The 14,711-nt window shown below is 65.1% G+C and carries 15 protein-coding genes; 3 read left to right on the forward strand and 12 right to left on the reverse strand.

Annotation, left to right across the window (positions count from 1 at the left end):
* Positions 1 to 115 precede the first annotated feature (115 nt).
* The 5 genes from ccoS to PVW46_RS12430 all read right to left on the reverse strand — a co-directional run bounded on the left by ccoS (position 116) and on the right by PVW46_RS12430 (position 5,336).
* Positions 116 to 277 (reverse strand): cbb3-type cytochrome oxidase assembly protein CcoS, encoded by a 162-nt coding sequence (gene ccoS / locus PVW46_RS12410; protein ID WP_043136439.1) that lies wholly within the window; start codon positions 275 to 277, stop codon positions 116 to 118.
* Positions 278 to 287: 10 nt separating this feature from the next.
* Positions 288 to 2,474 (reverse strand): heavy metal translocating P-type ATPase, encoded by a 2,187-nt coding sequence (locus PVW46_RS12415; protein ID WP_069209163.1) that lies wholly within the window; start codon positions 2,472 to 2,474, stop codon positions 288 to 290.
* A 1-nt stretch (position 2,475) separates the two neighbouring features.
* A complete protein-coding gene (locus tag PVW46_RS12420; RefSeq protein ID WP_043136444.1) occupies positions 2,476 to 2,940 on the reverse strand; it encodes a FixH family protein in 465 nt (154 codons plus the stop codon).
* Positions 2,940 to 4,367: a cytochrome c oxidase accessory protein CcoG gene (ccoG, locus tag PVW46_RS12425; protein ID WP_069209162.1), complete on the reverse strand. Its 1,428-nt coding sequence runs from the start codon at positions 4,365 to 4,367 to the stop codon at positions 2,940 to 2,942. The genes PVW46_RS12420 and ccoG overlap by 1 nt, the downstream gene beginning before the upstream one ends.
* 93 nt (positions 4,368 to 4,460) lie before the next feature.
* Positions 4,461 to 5,336, reverse strand: a complete 876-nt coding sequence (locus tag PVW46_RS12430) for a LysR substrate-binding domain-containing protein (protein ID WP_074621199.1) — start codon at positions 5,334 to 5,336, stop codon at positions 4,461 to 4,463.
* A 99-nt stretch (positions 5,337 to 5,435) separates the two neighbouring features.
* On the opposite strand from PVW46_RS12430, the gene PVW46_RS12435 reads away from it, so the two are divergent.
* Positions 5,436 to 5,591, forward strand: coding sequence for a hypothetical protein (locus PVW46_RS12435; RefSeq protein ID WP_157903830.1), 156 nt, complete (start codon positions 5,436 to 5,438; stop codon positions 5,589 to 5,591).
* 423 nt (positions 5,592 to 6,014) lie between these two features.
* On the opposite strand, the gene ccoP is transcribed toward PVW46_RS12435, so the two are convergent.
* From ccoP to ccoN, 4 genes are read right to left on the reverse strand one after another with little or no spacing between them, the layout of a single operon-like run.
* Positions 6,015 to 6,902, reverse strand: a complete 888-nt coding sequence (ccoP, locus tag PVW46_RS12440; protein ID WP_043136454.1) for a cytochrome-c oxidase, cbb3-type subunit III — start codon at positions 6,900 to 6,902, stop codon at positions 6,015 to 6,017.
* 13 nt (positions 6,903 to 6,915) lie between these two features.
* Positions 6,916 to 7,113, reverse strand: a complete 198-nt coding sequence (locus tag PVW46_RS12445) for a CcoQ/FixQ family Cbb3-type cytochrome c oxidase assembly chaperone (protein WP_043136457.1) — start codon at positions 7,111 to 7,113, stop codon at positions 6,916 to 6,918.
* Positions 7,114 to 7,125: 12 nt separating this feature from the next.
* Complete coding sequence (gene ccoO, locus PVW46_RS12450; RefSeq protein ID WP_069209160.1) at positions 7,126 to 7,854, reverse strand: cytochrome-c oxidase, cbb3-type subunit II; 729 nt, start codon at positions 7,852 to 7,854, stop codon at positions 7,126 to 7,128.
* 12 nt (positions 7,855 to 7,866) lie between these two features.
* The gene (gene ccoN, locus PVW46_RS12455) at positions 7,867 to 9,477 is read right to left on the reverse strand and encodes a cytochrome-c oxidase, cbb3-type subunit I (RefSeq protein WP_069209159.1); all 1,611 of its coding nucleotides are present in this window, start codon (positions 9,475 to 9,477) and stop codon (positions 7,867 to 7,869) included.
* A 192-nt stretch (positions 9,478 to 9,669) separates the two neighbouring features.
* On the opposite strand from ccoN, the gene PVW46_RS12460 reads away from it, so the two are divergent.
* Complete coding sequence (locus PVW46_RS12460; protein ID WP_069209158.1) at positions 9,670 to 10,509, forward strand: universal stress protein; 840 nt, start codon at positions 9,670 to 9,672, stop codon at positions 10,507 to 10,509.
* A gap of 69 nt (positions 10,510 to 10,578) precedes the next feature.
* On the opposite strand, the gene PVW46_RS12465 is transcribed toward PVW46_RS12460, so the two are convergent.
* Both PVW46_RS12465 and fnrL read right to left on the reverse strand, forming a co-directional pair.
* Positions 10,579 to 11,493 carry a PhzF family phenazine biosynthesis protein gene (locus tag PVW46_RS12465; RefSeq protein ID WP_261394598.1) on the reverse strand — a complete coding sequence of 305 codons (915 nt, stop codon included), beginning with the start codon at positions 11,491 to 11,493 and terminating at the stop codon, positions 10,579 to 10,581.
* A complete protein-coding gene (fnrL, locus tag PVW46_RS12470; protein ID WP_069209157.1) occupies positions 11,486 to 12,235 on the reverse strand; it encodes a transcriptional regulator FnrL in 750 nt (249 codons plus the stop codon). Before fnrL ends, PVW46_RS12465 begins: the two co-directional genes overlap by 8 nt.
* A 64-nt stretch (positions 12,236 to 12,299) precedes the next feature.
* On the opposite strand from fnrL, the gene hemN reads away from it, so the two are divergent.
* Positions 12,300 to 13,655, forward strand: coding sequence for an oxygen-independent coproporphyrinogen III oxidase (gene hemN / locus PVW46_RS12475; protein WP_069209156.1), 1,356 nt, complete (start codon positions 12,300 to 12,302; stop codon positions 13,653 to 13,655).
* A 6-nt stretch (positions 13,656 to 13,661) separates the two neighbouring features.
* Here the strand turns inward: hemN and PVW46_RS12480 are convergent.
* The coding region (locus PVW46_RS12480; RefSeq protein WP_274576063.1) for an ATP-binding cassette domain-containing protein at positions 13,662 to 14,711 on the reverse strand (1,050 nt) is incomplete at its 5' end.

The following is a 14,711-nucleotide window of genomic DNA, read 5'->3' on the forward strand; positions in this document are numbered from 1 at the left end:
CCCGGGTGTATTTTGGCCAAGAAGAAGCCGGAAAGGGGCTGGAGAGGACTGGAGCGTCTGTGTCCCAAGAGGTCTGTTCCGATCCGCCAGGCTGTCCGCGCGCGGACTGGGCCTGTCAGTCCTGCTTTGGCCGGTCGTCGTATTCGCCCGACAGGATGCGCTGAGCGTCGCCCTCGGGGTCGTCGTACTGGTTCGAGCGCAGGGTGAAGACGAAAAAGGCCAGACCCGCGCCGCCCAGCACCAACGAGATCGGAATCAGGTAGGTCAGGATGTTCATGACGGGCCTCCTATCGCAGTCTCAGCGCGTTCAGCGACACGGTAATCGAGCTGGCCGACATGGCCAATGCGGCAATCAGCGGCGAGCAGAGCCCGGCCACTGCCAGGGGGACCGCGATGATGTTGTACCAGGTTGCCACGGTGAAATTCTCTCGGATGCGGCGGGTGGCCTTGCGGGCGGTCTGCACCGCCTCGGGGATCGGCGCCAGCGAGCCGCCCAGAAGGACGATGTCCGAGGCGACGCGCGCCGCGTCCAGCGCCGAGGCGGGCGAGATCGAGGCATGGGCGGCGGTCAGCGCCGCCGTGTCGTTCAGCCCGTCACCCACCATCAGCACATGCGCGCCGTCGCGGCTCATCATGGCGATGCGGGTGGATTTGTCCTGCGGCAGAGCCTCGGCCATCCACTGCGTGATGCCCAGCCGTTCCGCCAGCGACTCGACCGCCGGGGTGGTGTCGCCGGAAATCAGGATGACCTTGAGTCCGGCCTCCCGCAGGGCGGTGACGGCCTCTTCGGCCCCCTCGCGCAGGCGGTCGGTAAAGAGGAAGGCCTGTGCCGGTCCGTCCCCCACCCGCAGCCAGGCGGCGGTCTTGTCGGTCTGGCCGCCGCCGACCCAGTTTGCCCGGCCCAGCCGGACCTCCTGTCCGCGCCAGATGCCCGTGGTGCCGTGGCCCGGGATCTCGGTCACGTCGGTCAGGGTCTCGGGTTTAATCCCGGCCTCGCGCGCGGCGGCGGCCAGGGATTGCGACAGTGGGTGACTGGAGCCTTCGGCCAGCGCCAGCGCGAGTTCCAGGTCGCGACGGGTGAAATCGCCGAGGTTGGTCAGTTCCGGCGTGCCGGAGGTCAGCGTGCCTGTCTTGTCGAAAACCACCGTGTCGACCTGCGCCAGCCGCTCCAGGGCGGTCGAATCCTTGATCAGCAGCCCGCGCTTGAACAACCTTCCAGAGGCGGCGGTTGTGACGGCGGGCACGGCAAGGCCAAGGGCGCAGGGGCAGGTGATGATCAGCACGGCGGCGGCGATGTTCAGGGCCACGCGCAGGTCGCCTGCGTAGATCAGCCAGCCGACGAAGGCCAGGGCCGACAGGATGTGCACGCCGGGTGCGTAGAGTTTCGCGGCCCGGTCGGCCAGCGAGGTATAGCGCGAGCGGCCGGACTCGGCCACGGCGACCAGATCGGCCATGCGGTGCAGCGAGGTGTCGCGGCCCACGGCGCTGGCACGGATGGTCAACGGGCCGGTCAGGTTGACCTCTCCGGCACTGACCGTCCGTCCCGGTTCCGCGAAGACGGGCAGCGTCTCGCCGGTCAGCAGGGAACGGTCCAGCTCGGAGGTGCCCGAGACGATTTCGCCATCCACCGGCATCCGCCCGCCGGGGCGCACGCGGATCAGGTCACCGACGGCCAGTTCGCCCACCGGGACCTGCGTTTCGCCCGCGTCGGTGATGCGCCAGGCGCGGGGCACCTCGAGCGCGGCCAGTTCCTCGGCCGCCGACCGGGCCACCGAGCGCGTGCGGTGATCGAGATAACGCCCCGTCAGCAGGAAAAAGGTCAGCGCGATGGCGGCATCGAAATAGGCGTGCTCGCCCGACAGCGAGGTTTCCCAGAGCGAGGTGCCCACCGCCAGCAGGATGGCCAGCGAAATCGGCACGTCCATGTTCAGGCTGCGGGCGGACAGCGCCGTCCAGGCGTTGCGGAAGAATGGCATGGCCGAGAAACCGACCGCCGGCAGGACAATCGCCGCCGAGATCCAGTGAAACAGATCGCGCGTCGGCCCCTCTGCCCCGGACCAGACCGCGATCGACAGCAGCATGACGTTCATCGCCGCGAAGCCGGCAACCGCCAGCCGCATGAGCAGATCCCGCCCGGCCTTGTCCGTGGCCGTGGCCGAAATCGCCGTGTTGTCGAGTTCATGCGCCTCGTAGCCCGCGCCCTGGACCACCGGGATCACGTCGGCGGCGGTCAGGTCCGGGTCGGCCTCGATGCTGACCCGTTTCAGGGTCAGGTTGACACGGGCCGAACGGACCTGGGGCACCTTGTCCAGCGCGCGTTCCACGGCGGACATGCAGGCGGCGCAATGGATCGTCGGCAGGGACAGGACGATATGCGCCTCCTGCGGCGCCTCATGGTGTGCAAGCGCCTCTGCCGCCGGGGCGGCGGCGCAGGCCGGGCAGGCCGAGGCGGGGGGGCGCAGGGTGGCGGTCATCTCAGTTTGTCACCGTCATTTCCAGCCGCTGTTCGAAAGGCGTGCCATCCAGCGCGGTGGCCTTCAGCCAGACGTCCCAGTTGCCGGGGCGCAGGTCCTCGTAGGCGATGTAGGCGTGGCCGTTGAAGGCGAATTCGGGCTCGCGGTCCTCGCTGACGTTGGTCGGGCGGCCAACCGTCGCGGTCAGCTTGCCCGCCTGGACCGGGCGCCCGTCCTCGTCTGTGATCGAGAGGATCAGCATGTCTTCTTCCAGCCGGGCCTCGACGGTCCAGCCCAAGGCCTCCTGCGCCTCGCGGCGCTTGTCGAAGGTCTGGCTGGCGACGTAGGAGTTCGCCACCTCGAGCCCGGGGAAGGTGCTGACGGCATTGACCGCCAGCGCGATGTTCACCCCGATGATGATGCCGAAGGCGCCGCCGAAGATTCCCAGCACATGCCAGCCGGTCAGCTTGAACTCTTTCCTGGCCATCAGTTCGCCGCTCCGTTGAAGATCGTGTCGCTATGGGCCCGGTCGCCGTTGGTCAGATCCTCGACCCAGAACCGGAATTCGGTGCGTTCTGCCTCTGCCGGCCCGGAGTCGGGCGGCGCGATGACGTAGACCCTTTGGAGGTAGGTCTCGTTGGCGGGCACGTCCACGGTTTCATAGGGCGTGCCTTCCAGCTGGACCCGCAGGTATTCGTTTCCGATCAGGGAGATCCGGAACGGACGGTCCTCGCCGTGCTTGTTCAGGAGACGCACGTCGTAGGTGTTCCGGATCGAGCCATCCGACAGGGTCACGAAGGTCGGGTTGCGGACCGGTGCGACCGTCATCTCGATGTCCGGCCGGATGAAGAGCGCAAAGACAAGCCCGATGCCGACGAGAGACCACAGCGCCGTGTACATCATCGTCCGGACGCGAAAGACGTGCTGCCAGACCGGGCGCGGCGTGTTGCCCTCGCGCTCGCGCGGCTCGTCCGACAGGGCCAGGTAGTCGATCAGACCGCGGGGCTTGCCGATCTTGGCCATCATGTCGTCGCAGGCGTCGATACAAAGCGCGCAGGTGATGCATTCCAATTGTTGCCCGTCGCGGATGTCGATCCCCATCGGACAGACGTTGACGCAGGCCATGCAGTCGATGCAGTCGCCCAGGTTCTCGGCGCCCTCGGCCTTGCGGTGCTTGCCGCGCGGTTCACCGCGCCATTCGCGATAGCCGACGGTCAGCGTGTCCTCGTCCATCATGGCGGCCTGGATGCGCGGCCAGGGGCAGGCATAGATGCAGATCTGTTCGCGTGCGAAGCCGCCAAAGAAAAAGGTGGTCGCCGTCAGGATCAGCATGGTGGTGTAGGCCACGGGATGCGCCTGCCCGGTCACGAGGTCGACCAGCAGCGTCGGCGCGTCGGTAAAGTAGAACACCCAGGCGCCGCCGGTGGCGAGGCCGATCAGGAACCAGATCGTCCATTTCGTCAGCCGCAGCCGCACCTTGCGAAAATCCAGCTTGTCCTGGCGGTGCAGGCGCAGGCGCGCATTTCGGTCGCCTTCGACCCAGCGTTCCACGAGGATGTAGAGATCTGTCCAGACGGTCTGGGGGCAGGCATAGCCGCACCAGACCCGGCCCAGCGCCGAGGTGAACAGGAACAGTCCCAGCCCGGCCATGATCAACAGGCCCGCGACAAAGTAGAACTCATGCGGCCAGATCTCGATCCAGAAGAAGAAGAAACGGCGGTTGGCCAGGTCGATCAGTACCGCCTGGTCCGGCAGCTGCGGTCCGCGGTCCCAACGAAGCCAGGGCGTGATGTAATAGATGCCCAGCGTGATGATCATGATCACCCACTTGAGGTTGCGGAACTTGCCGCTGACCCGCCTGGGGAAGATCGGTTCGCGCGCTGCATAAAGGGACGGTGGGGTACTGTCGGACACGGGGAATCGCTCCGTTGGACTCGGGTTCGCGAGGGGTTTACCCAGTGCGGCAGGACAACAGCTTTGACCTGTATCAATTTTTGAGTTTGTGACTCAGCTTTTGCCCGCCTCGCGGCGCAGCCAGGTCAGGAAGGCCTTGAGCGGGGGACGCGGCACGCCGGGGCGCGTGACGATGTGATAGCCCTTTTTTCGCTTGTCTTCGAAGAGCTTGCGCAGACGCCCGGCGCGGACGTCGTTTTCCACGAAAACCCCTGCGACAATGGCGACGCCCTGTCCTGCGCGGGCGGCCTCCAGCATGTGGTTGCCCGGAAGGGCGGTGAAACCGCGCCCGGCGTCGCGGTCGACGCCGTGCTGGGCAAACCACTCCGTCGCCTCGTTGGTACCGAGTTCCTGGAGCCAGTGATAATCGCGCAGGTCGGCGGGTGACGTGATGTCGCGGGTGCCGACAAGGTCGGGCGCGGCGACCACCACGATGGGGGACCGGATCAGCAGATCCGATTCCAGCCCTGGCCAGTTGCCGTCGCCATAGCGCAGCGCCATGTCGATGCCGCCGGGTTCCAGCGGTTGCACCAGCGCCGAAGGGTCGATCATCAGGTTGATGTCCGGGTGCTTTTCCCGGAACCCGTTCAGCCGCGGCATCAGCCAGGCGGCGGCAAAGGTCGGCGTGACCGAGATCTGCAAGGGACGCGAGGCATCGGCGCCGGTCAGCGCCTCGACGGTCTGGGTGATCGACCCGAAAGCCTCGATCAGGCTGCGGCCCAGGGTCTCTCCTTCGTGGGTCAGGGCCAGCTTGCGCCCGGACCGGTCCAGCAAGGCAACGCCCAGGTGGCTTTCCAGCGCCCGCATCTGCTGGCTTATGGCAGCGTGGCTAACATTCAGTAACCCCCCGGCCGCGTTGACAGATCGCGTTTCCGTGTAGGCTGCAAAGGCGCGCAGGGCGGCCAGCGGGGGCAGGGAGGACCAGTTCATATGTAAGCCAGGGTTACACTGCGGATTTATTCCTGAGTCGCATGAGGCGGTCCCTTCCGTCAAGTTGAGGGCAGAACAGGACACGCAAAGGAGACCGAGATGTTCGGAATTTTCGCCAAGAGCTTTTTCACCGCCACCCGGAACGAGCCGCGGGCACCGCACCGCAACGCGCAAGACCTGCCCAAGCTGGGCTGGCTCGACGAGGACATGCCGTTTCGCAATCACGCCGGACGCCGGAGCGGGCGCGATGATTGACCCGATCGTCTATCGCCCCGACCTTTGGCGGGTGGTCACATTGCCGACCGGATGCAGCGCACCGCGCCCTGATGGTGGAACGCCTGCGGGAACCTTGCCGGTGGATCGTCGGTGAGGGGAATGAAAAGGGCGCTGGTGTCCCAGGAAACGCGCGAACAGGACAGGACACCAGCGCCATGCCCGACCTTTCAGGCCGGGAAGACTGCGTCGGGTTGGTGTTCCCGACGACCTTGACCCGACAATAACAGGCCGTCGCACGGCAGCCTTGACTTGCATCAAACCGCCGGGCCTCCGCGCGGTTTTTTTGATGTCCAACAATGTTTTTTCGACATGCGGCGAGGGCGGAGTAGCCAGACCCTGTGCATGAAAAAATCCCCCCGCCTTTCGGCGAGGGGATCGCTTTGTTTTACCTTGTGCGGGCGATTACTCTTCCGAGGCTTCCCCCCCGCCCAGGCCGTGCACATAGACCGACACGGCGCGGATTTCTGCCTCGGTCAGGTCGGCGCCACCCATCGGGGGCATCACGCCGAACCGCGAGTTGTAGACCGTCTGGTAAAGCGAGTCGAAGTCGCCGCCGTAGAGCCAGATCCGGTCGGTCAGGTTGGGCGCACCCTGGAACCGGTCGCCAGTGCCGTCTTCCATGTGGCAGCCCGAGCAGTTGATGTCGTAGACCTCGGCGCCCGCTTCTGCGGCAGCGGGATCACGCGGCTCCTGCCCCGACAGCTGCATGACGTAGTTGACGACCTGCACGACCTCTTCCTCGACCAGCAGTTCGTCCCGGCCAAAGGCGGGCATCTGCGACCAGCGGGCCATGTCGTCCACCTCGTTGCGGATGCCGTGGCTGACGGTCTCGTGGATCGCCTCGATGGAGCCACCCCAGAGCCAGTCGTCGTCCAGCAGGTTGGGATAGCCCTTGGCGCCCGCTGCGCCAGAGCCGTGGCACTGTGCGCACCAGGTGCGGAAGACCGCGCCGCCGGCGTTGTTGGCGTATTGCAGCAGTTCCTGGTCATCCGCGATGGCGGTCAACTCGACCGAGGCGAGCTTGTCGTTGATCGGACCCAGTTCCGCCTCGTGGTCGGTGATGGCCTTTTCCACGTTGCCCCGCGTCGAGAAGCCCAAGAGCCCCGGGGTCGCCCCCGAAATGCCGGGCCAGGCGGGGTAAGCGATGGTATAGCCGATCGCCCAGACGATGCAGGCATAGAAGGTCCACAGCCACCACTTGGGAAGGGGCTTGTTGTATTCCTGGATGCCGTCCCACTCGTGGCCCGTCGTCTCGTAGTCGAGATCGTCGTTCTTCTTGTTGTTGCTCATTTTCCCGGCCTCCTCAGTTTGCGGCGGGTGTGTCGTCGCCCGAAGCGGGCGCGGGGCGGTTCTCGTGGCGGAACGGGATGTTGGCCGTGTCCGAGTGGACCTTTCCCGATCCGGGCCGGAAGGCCCAGATCACGATCCCCACGAAGAAGGCGAACATCGCCAGAAGTGCCCAGCTGTCGGCCAGTTGCCGAAGGAAGGAATAGGTTTCCATGTCGGTTCCTCCTCAGCGGCTTGCGTCGGGCGTGAAGGTCGAGAAGTCGACCAGCGTGCCCAGCATCTGGAGATAGGCGATCAGCGCGTCCGCCTCCGAGACGCCTGGGGCGCCGTCAAAGTTCCGCACGTTCACGTTCTCGCCGTAGCGTTCCAGCAGGCCGTCGTAGTCGCTGTCCGGATCGGCCTGCGCTAGGAAGTCGGCCTGCGCAGCTTCGATCATCTCGTCGCTGTAGGGCACGCCCACCATGCGGTTGGTGCTCATCAGGTCGCCGATATAGGTGCCTTCGATCAGCTTGGCCTCGAGGAAGCCGTACTTGGGCATGACCGATTCCGGCACCACCGACTGCGGGTTGCGCAGGTGGTCGACGTGCCACTCGTCCGAGTAGCGGCCACCGACGCGGGCCAGGTCGGGCCCGGTCCGCTTCGATCCCCACTGGAACGGGTGGTCGTACTTGCTCTCGACCGCAAGGCTGTAGTGGCCATAGCGTTCGACCTCGTCCCGCATCGGGCGGATCATCTGGCTGTGGCAGACGTAGCAGCCCTCACGCAGGTAGACCTCGCGGCCCGCCAGTTCCAGCGGCGTGTAGGGGCGCATGCCTTCGACGTCCTCGATGGTGTTTTCGAGGTAGAAGAGCGGCACGATCTGCACCAGGCCACCAATCGTCACCACGAGAAAGGCGAAGATGGCCAGCAGTGTGACGTTCTTTTCAAGGACGGCGTGTTTTTGAAGAATGCTCATGTCCGGTCCTCCTTATTCGGCCGGAGTGGCATGGGCCGTGGCGGCGCTGGCTTCGACAGCCGGTGCGCGTTTCACGGTCATCCACAGGTTGTAGCACATGATGAGGCCACCGGCGACGTAGAGCAGGCCACCAAGGGCACGCACGACATACATCGGGAACTTGGCGCCCACGGTGTCGGCGAAAGAGTTCACGAGGAAGCCGTTCGCATCGACTTCTCGCCACATCAGGCCTTCCATGATGCCGGTCACCCACATCGAGGCGGCGTAGAGCACGATGCCGATGGTGGCGAGCCAGAAGTGCCAGGAGACCATGCTGAGCGAATACAGACGCTCGCGGTTCCACAGCTTGGGCACCAGGAAGTAGAGCGCGCCGAAGGTGATCATGCCGTTCCAGCCAAGCGCGCCGGAGTGGACGTGACCGATGGTCCAGTCGGTGTAGTGCGACAGCGAGTTCACCGCGCGGATCGACATCATCGGGCCTTCGAAGGTGGACATGCCGTAGAAGCCGACCGAGATCACCATCATCCGGATCACCGGGTCGGTGCGCAATTTGTCCCAAGCGCCCGACAGGGTCATCAGGCCGTTGATCATGCCACCCCAGGACGGCATCCACAGCACGACCGAGAACACCATGCCCAGGGTCGAGGCCCAGTCAGGCAGCGCGGTGTAGTGCAGGTGGTGCGGACCGGCCCAGATGTAGATGAAGATCAGCGCCCAGAAGTGGATGATCGACAGCTTGTAGCTGAACACCGGACGTTCGGCCTGTTTCGGGATGAAGTAATACATCATGCCCAAGAAGCCGGCGGTCAGGAAGAAGCCCACGGCGTTGTGGCCGTACCACCACTGCGTCATCGCGTCTTGCACGCCCGAGAAGACCTGCACCGACTTCGATCCCCAGATCGAGACCGGGATGGCCAGGTTGTTGAAGACGTGGAGCATCGCGACGGTCAGGATGAAGGACAGGTAGAACCAGTTGGCCACGTAGATGTGCGGCTCTTTGCGGCGGACGATGGTGCCGACGAAAACCGCAAGGTAGGCAAGCCAGACGATGGTCAGCAGCCAGTCGACGTACCATTCCGGCTCGGCGTATTCCTTGGCGTGGGTCGACCCCAGCACATAGCCGGTCGCGGCCAGAACGATCACCAGCTGATAGCCCCAGAACACGAACCAGGCCAGGTTGCCGCCCCAGAGGCGCGCGGCGCTGGTGCGCTGCACGACGTAGAAGGACGTCGCGATCAGCGCGTTGCCGCCAAAGGCAAAGATCACCGCGCTGGTGTGCAGCGGGCGCAGGCGGCCGAAGTTGAGGTAGCCCTGCGCCCAGTCAAAGTTCAGCGCGGGAAAGGCCAGCTGAGAGGCGATGAAGGTCCCGGCGATGAAACCGATCACGCCCCAGAAGGCGGTCGCGATGACGCCGAAGCGGACGACATCGTCCATGTATTCGTTTTGCGGAGCCGGTGCCGCCGGCTCGTCGGTGTGGCGCAGGACCCACAGAAACAGCCCGGCGGAGACCGCCAGGACAATGATCGCATGGATCAGGTAAGCCACATCTCGTGCGTAGTTGATTGCGATCATCGAGAATATCGCAATCAATCCAAGCACGATGAGCTTGAGATAATTCAACATTTTTCGTCCCTTCGTCTGACCCGCGCGATTCGTTGTCCGCAGGGGCGGTTTTAGACTGGGGACGTGTTAGCTATGTTCGCCGAAAGGCATCCTTGATCTGCATCAATGGATGGCCACGCTAACCTTGACGCGGGTCAAGGTGCGACGAAAGGCGCGGGGTTAGCCTCGGGCCACGCAGCGACGGAGACGCAAATGTCCTTCAAATCGATACTGACCGTGGTCACCGACCATGATCTCATGACCTCGACCCTTTCCCATGCCGCCACGGTGGCCAAGATCCATGACGCACATCTTGGCGCCTTGTGTCTTGGCGTGGATCGCACCCAGACGGGGTACTACTACGCCGGGGCCAACGCGATGGTCCTGCAGGAAACCCTGGAACGGGCCACCGCCGAGGCCGAGGCGCTGGCCACCGCCGCGCGCGGCGAGCTGGAAAAGACCGACACTCTGTGGAGCGTCGATCACGGCGTGGCACAGCTGGCCGACATCGGCCGGCATGTGGCCTCGCGGGCACGCTTCACCGACCTCGTGGTGCTGCCGCAGCCCTATGGCGAGGGCAAGGGCGTGGAACTGGAACCCGTCCTCGAAGGCGCGCTGTTCGAGGGCCAGGTGCCGGTCATGGTCGTGCCCGAGGATGTCGAGCCAGCGGCCAAGCCCAAGCGTATCGTGCTTGGCTGGAACGAAAGCAACGAGGCCCTGCGCGCGGTACGGTCCGCCATGCCCCTGCTGAAGCAGGCAGATACGGTGCATGTGGTGGTGATTGACCCGCCGAAACACGGTCCGAACCGGTCGGACCCGGGGGGGATGGTGTCGGAATTCCTTGCCCGCCACGGTGTCAAGGCGGAGGTCGACGTGCTGGCCAAGACGATGCCGCGCGTGTCCGATGTCCTGCTGCGGCATGTGTCGGACATCAGCGCCGACATGGTCGTGATGGGCGCCTATGGCCACTCGCGCTTCCGCGAGGCCATCCTGGGCGGCGCCACCCGCAACATGCTGGAACAGGCGGGTGTGTCGGTCTTCATGGCCCATTGATGCGGATGCCATGACCGGATCGGGGCCGTTCGTGTCGGGAGCACGGGCGGCCCCTTTTCGTGAGGGGGCTCAGGCGGCGGGTGGCACAAGTCGTCCCGAACTGACCGGCACCGCAGAGCCCTGGACATGGATGCTGTCCAGCGCGCCGCTGGTGGCCTGGATACGCAACCCGATTCGGCTGGGGCGGCCCATGTCGACCCCCTGTTCCAGCACCAACCGTGTTTCGCCTTCCGACAGCGCGCCCGAAGCCAGCAGTTGTGCCGCGAGGATGGCAGAGGCCGATCCGGTGGCCGGGTCCTCCGGGATGCCTTCTCCGGGGGCGAACATGCGTGCGGAGAAATCCGTCTCTTGCCCCGGCGCATAAAGGTAATGCGAGCCAAGGCCGGTCGCGGCGCATAGCGCCTCCCATGCGGCGCCATTGGGCCGCGCGGCGGCCAGGGCGGCGCGGTCGCGCACCGGGACGTACCCAAAGGCCGGTCCACCCTGCCAAAGGGCGGGGCGGTGCCCTTCAAATCCAATCTGCTCTGCCGAGAGGCCAAGCGCGGCGGCGATCGCTTTCCTGCTGGGCATCTCGCCGGTGTTGGCCGCGTGTGGCAGGACCGGCGCGCGGAACTCTGCGCCCAGGCGTCCGTCCCGGCGCCAGACTTGTACCGGAACCAGCCCGGCCACTTCTTCCAGCGTGATGCGGGTCTCGAAATCGCCTTCGGGTGCATCCTTCAGTGCAAGGTGGATGGCACAGCCAATGGTCGGATGCCCCGCAAAGGGGATCTCTGCCGTGGGAAAGAAGATCCGGACGCTGGCTGTGTGCGCCGGATCGGCGGGAGACCGGACAAAGATCGTTTCGGACAGGTTGAACTCGCGCGCGATGGTCTGCATCGCGGCATCGCTCAACCCATCCGCATCCTCGACGATGGCCAGCGGATTGCCGGCATAGGCGGTTTCCGTGAAGACGTCGCAGGTGAAAAAGGGCAGTCCCTCAGACAAGCAGACCCCCGTCCGCGTCGTCCCCTGCCTCGTCCATCAGGCGGGACATGTCCGGCACGGTGACGTGGCGCTTGCCTTCCAGGTGGATCACGCCGTCCTTTTTCAGGGCCGAGATCTGGCGGCTCACGGTTTCCAGCGTCAGGCCCAGGTAATCGGCCATCGCCTCACGGGTCAGCGGCAGGTCAAAGACGATCGGGCCGGAGGCGGCACCGCGCTTGTTCAGGGTGGCGTCGCGGCGGGCAATGATCGACAACAGCGAGGCGATCTTCTCGCGCGCGGTCTTGCGCCCCAGAACCAGCATCCACTCGCGCGCGGCATCCAGTTCGTCCAGCGTCATCTCCAACAGGCGCTGGGCGATATGCGGCGTACGTGTCATCAGGTCCTCGAAAGGGGACCGGCGGAAACAGCACATGACGACATCGGTCGTGGCCACCACGTCGTAGGCGGCGGTGTTGCGCCCGGGGCGGCCAACGAAATCGCTGGGCAGCAGTAGGCCCACCATCTGCGTGCGACCGTCTTCCATCGCCTGGCTCAGGGTTGCGATCCCGGACACGACGGACCCCACGAAATCCATGCGGTCGCCGGCCCAGATGATCGACTGTCCGGCCTCGAACTTGCGGTAATACTTGATCTGCTCAAGGCGCTCGAGTTCGTCGCTTTCGCATCGTGCACAGACCGCCCGGTGGCGGATCGGGCAATCGCCACAGTCGGGCGCGACACTCAAGCTTCGTTCATTCAGCATTACGCTTGCCTTATGTTGATCTGCGTCAAAGCCCGGCGCTTTTCCGTGCCCTAACCGTACGCTTATGGCGAACCGAACTCAACTCGCGCGGCTTGGACTCTTTGACGCCAAAGTGCCGCGATACACGTCTTATCCGACCTCACCGCATTTCGATGGCGACGTGGGGCCGACACGATTCGAAGAGTGGGTTCGCTCTGTTCCTGTAAATGGTAACATATCCCTTTACTTGCATGTACCATTTTGCCGCAGGCTGTGCTGGTTCTGCGCCTGCCGGACCCAGGGAACGTCGACTTTGGGCCCGGTCGAAAGCTATGTGACCGTCCTCGAACAGGAGCTGGAGCTCTTGCGCAGTGCCTTGCCGCAGGGGGTGCGCCTGTCGCGGCTGCACTGGGGCGGCGGCACGCCGACCCTGATGTCACCTGACCTGATGAAACGCCTGATCGCGGCGACCCGACGGGTCGCCGATTTTGCGGAGGGCTACGAGTTTTCCGTCGAGATCGACCCGAACGAGATCGATGCGGCGCGGCTGGACGCCCTTGCCGAAGGCGGCATGAACCGCGCCTCGATCGGGGTGCAGGATTTCGACCCGCAGATCCAGGGCGCGATCGGTCGCGAACAGGGCTATGACGTGACCCGTGCGGCAGTCGAGCTGATCCGCGCGCGTGGCGTTGCAAGCCTGAATGCCGACATCCTGTTCGGCCTGCCGCACCAGACCCGCGCCCGCATCACCGAAACCGTGCAAAAGCTGCTCAGCTTCGCGCCGGACCGCGTGGCGCTTTACGGCTATGCGCATGTGCCCTGGATGGCCAAGCGGCAGCAGATGCTGCCCTCGGACGCGCTGCCCACGCCACAAGAGCGGCTGGAGCTTTTCGATACGGCACGGCGGCTCTTCGTCTGGGATGGCTATGCAGAGATCGGCATCGACCATTTCGCCACCCGCGACGACGGGCTGGCCGTGGCACAGCGCAACGGCAGCCTGCGGCGGAATTTCCAGGGCTACACCGATGACACCTCGGATGTGCTGATCGGGCTGGGGGCGTCGTCGATCTCGAAGTTTCCGCAGGGGTTCGCCCAGAACGCGCCTGGCACGTCGAAGTACATCGCCGCGGTGAGGGACGGCCAATTCGCCACCGCGCGCGGCCATACCTTCAAGGGCGACGACCGTCTGCGCGCCCGCCTGATCGAGGCATTGATGTGCGATTTCCGCATCAATGCCGCCGAGATCCTGCGCGATTTCACCATCTCGCGCGAGGCGCTGTTCACCCTGTTCCGCGAGGCCAACGCCCGGTTCGAGAACATGCTGGTCATCAGCGACGACGGGCTGTTCATCCCGCAGGAAATGCGGCCGCTGACCCGCATCATCGCGCGGGCCTTTGACGCCTACGACCTGTCAAAGGCAGGTCATTCCAGCGCGATCTGACGCCGCTCAGGCCGCGTCGAAGGCTGCGGCCAGCAACTCCCGGGTATAGTCCGTCTGCGGCGCGTCAAAGATCGCTTCGGCGGGGCCATATTCCACCACGTCGCCCTGTTTCATCACGATGACCTTGTGGCTCATCGCGCGCACCACCTTCAGGTCATGCGAAATGAACAGGTAGGCGAGGTCATACTTGCGCTGAAGGTTGCGAAGCAGGTTCACGATCTGCACCTGCACCGTCATGTCCAGCGCCGAGGTCGGCTCGTCCAGCACCACCAGACGGGGCCGCAGCACCATTGCGCGGGCGATCGCGATGCGCTGGCGCTGCCCGCCCGAGAACTCGTGCGGGTAGCGGTGCATGGTCATCGGGTCCAGGCCGACCTCGGTCATGACCTCGGCCACCAGTTCGCGGTGGGGGCGCCCGTCCGGCGCGCCATGCACCTCCAGCCCCTCGGCGATGATCTGTTCGCAGGTCATCCGCGGGCTCAGCGAGCCGTAGGGGTCCTGGAAGACGATCTGCATTTCCGAGCGCAGCTTGCGCAGGCGCTTGGTCGACCAGGCGTTCACGTCCTGGCCGCGATAGGTGATGCCGCCCTCGGACTTGATCAGCCGCATGATCGCCAGCGCCAGCGTTGTCTTGCCCGAGCCGCTTTCGCCCACGATGCCCACGGTTTCACCCGCACGCACGGCGATGGTCGCGTCGTTGACCGCCTTGACGTAGCCCACGGTGCGTTTCATCAGCCCGCGCTGGATCGGGAACCAGATCTTGAGGTTGTCGGTGCGGGCGATTTCCTCGGCGCCTTCGTCCACGGGGTCCGGTTTGCCGGTGCTTTCCGCCGACAGCAGCATCTGTGTATAGGGATGTTTCGGCGCGGCGAAGATCTCGGACGTCAGGCCCTGTTCGACGATCTCGCCATCCTTCATCACGCAGACCCGGTCGGCGATGCGCCGCACGATGCCAAGGTCATGGGTGATGAACAGCAGGCTCATGTCCTCCTCGGTCTTGAGGTTCCCCAAGAGGTCGAGGATCTGCGCCTGGATCGTCACGTCGAGCGCGGTGGT

The sequence above is a fragment of the Mameliella sp. AT18 genome, from assembly GCF_028807275.1.
Lineage (GTDB): Bacteria > Pseudomonadota > Alphaproteobacteria > Rhodobacterales > Rhodobacteraceae > Antarctobacter > Antarctobacter albus.

Excerpts from the sequence above, each read along its gene's own strand:
- ccoS (WP_043136439.1), bottom strand. The coding sequence starts at position 277 with ATGAACATCCTGACCTACCTGATTCCGATCTCGTTGGTGCTGGGCGGC.
- PVW46_RS12445 (WP_043136457.1), bottom strand. The coding sequence starts at position 7,113 with ATGGAAACCTATTCCTTCCTTCGGCAACTGGCCGACAGCTGGGCACTT.
- PVW46_RS12415 (WP_069209163.1), bottom strand. The coding sequence starts at position 2,474 with ATGACCGCCACCCTGCGCCCCCCCGCCTCGGCCTGCCCGGCCTGCGCC.
- PVW46_RS12435 (WP_157903830.1), top strand. The coding sequence starts at position 5,436 with ATGTTCGGAATTTTCGCCAAGAGCTTTTTCACCGCCACCCGGAACGAG.
- fnrL (WP_069209157.1), bottom strand. The coding sequence starts at position 12,235 with ATGCTGAATGAACGAAGCTTGAGTGTCGCGCCCGACTGTGGCGATTGC.
- PVW46_RS12420 (WP_043136444.1), bottom strand. The coding sequence starts at position 2,940 with ATGGCCAGGAAAGAGTTCAAGCTGACCGGCTGGCATGTGCTGGGAATC.
- ccoN (WP_069209159.1), bottom strand. The coding sequence starts at position 9,477 with ATGTTGAATTATCTCAAGCTCATCGTGCTTGGATTGATTGCGATATTC.
- hemN (WP_069209156.1), top strand. The coding sequence starts at position 12,300 with ATGGCGAACCGAACTCAACTCGCGCGGCTTGGACTCTTTGACGCCAAA.
- PVW46_RS12460 (WP_069209158.1), top strand. The coding sequence starts at position 9,670 with ATGTCCTTCAAATCGATACTGACCGTGGTCACCGACCATGATCTCATG.
- PVW46_RS12430 (WP_074621199.1), bottom strand. The coding sequence starts at position 5,336 with ATGAACTGGTCCTCCCTGCCCCCGCTGGCCGCCCTGCGCGCCTTTGCA.
- ccoP (WP_043136454.1), bottom strand. The coding sequence starts at position 6,902 with ATGAGCAACAACAAGAAGAACGACGATCTCGACTACGAGACGACGGGC.
- ccoO (WP_069209160.1), bottom strand. The coding sequence starts at position 7,854 with ATGAGCATTCTTCAAAAACACGCCGTCCTTGAAAAGAACGTCACACTG.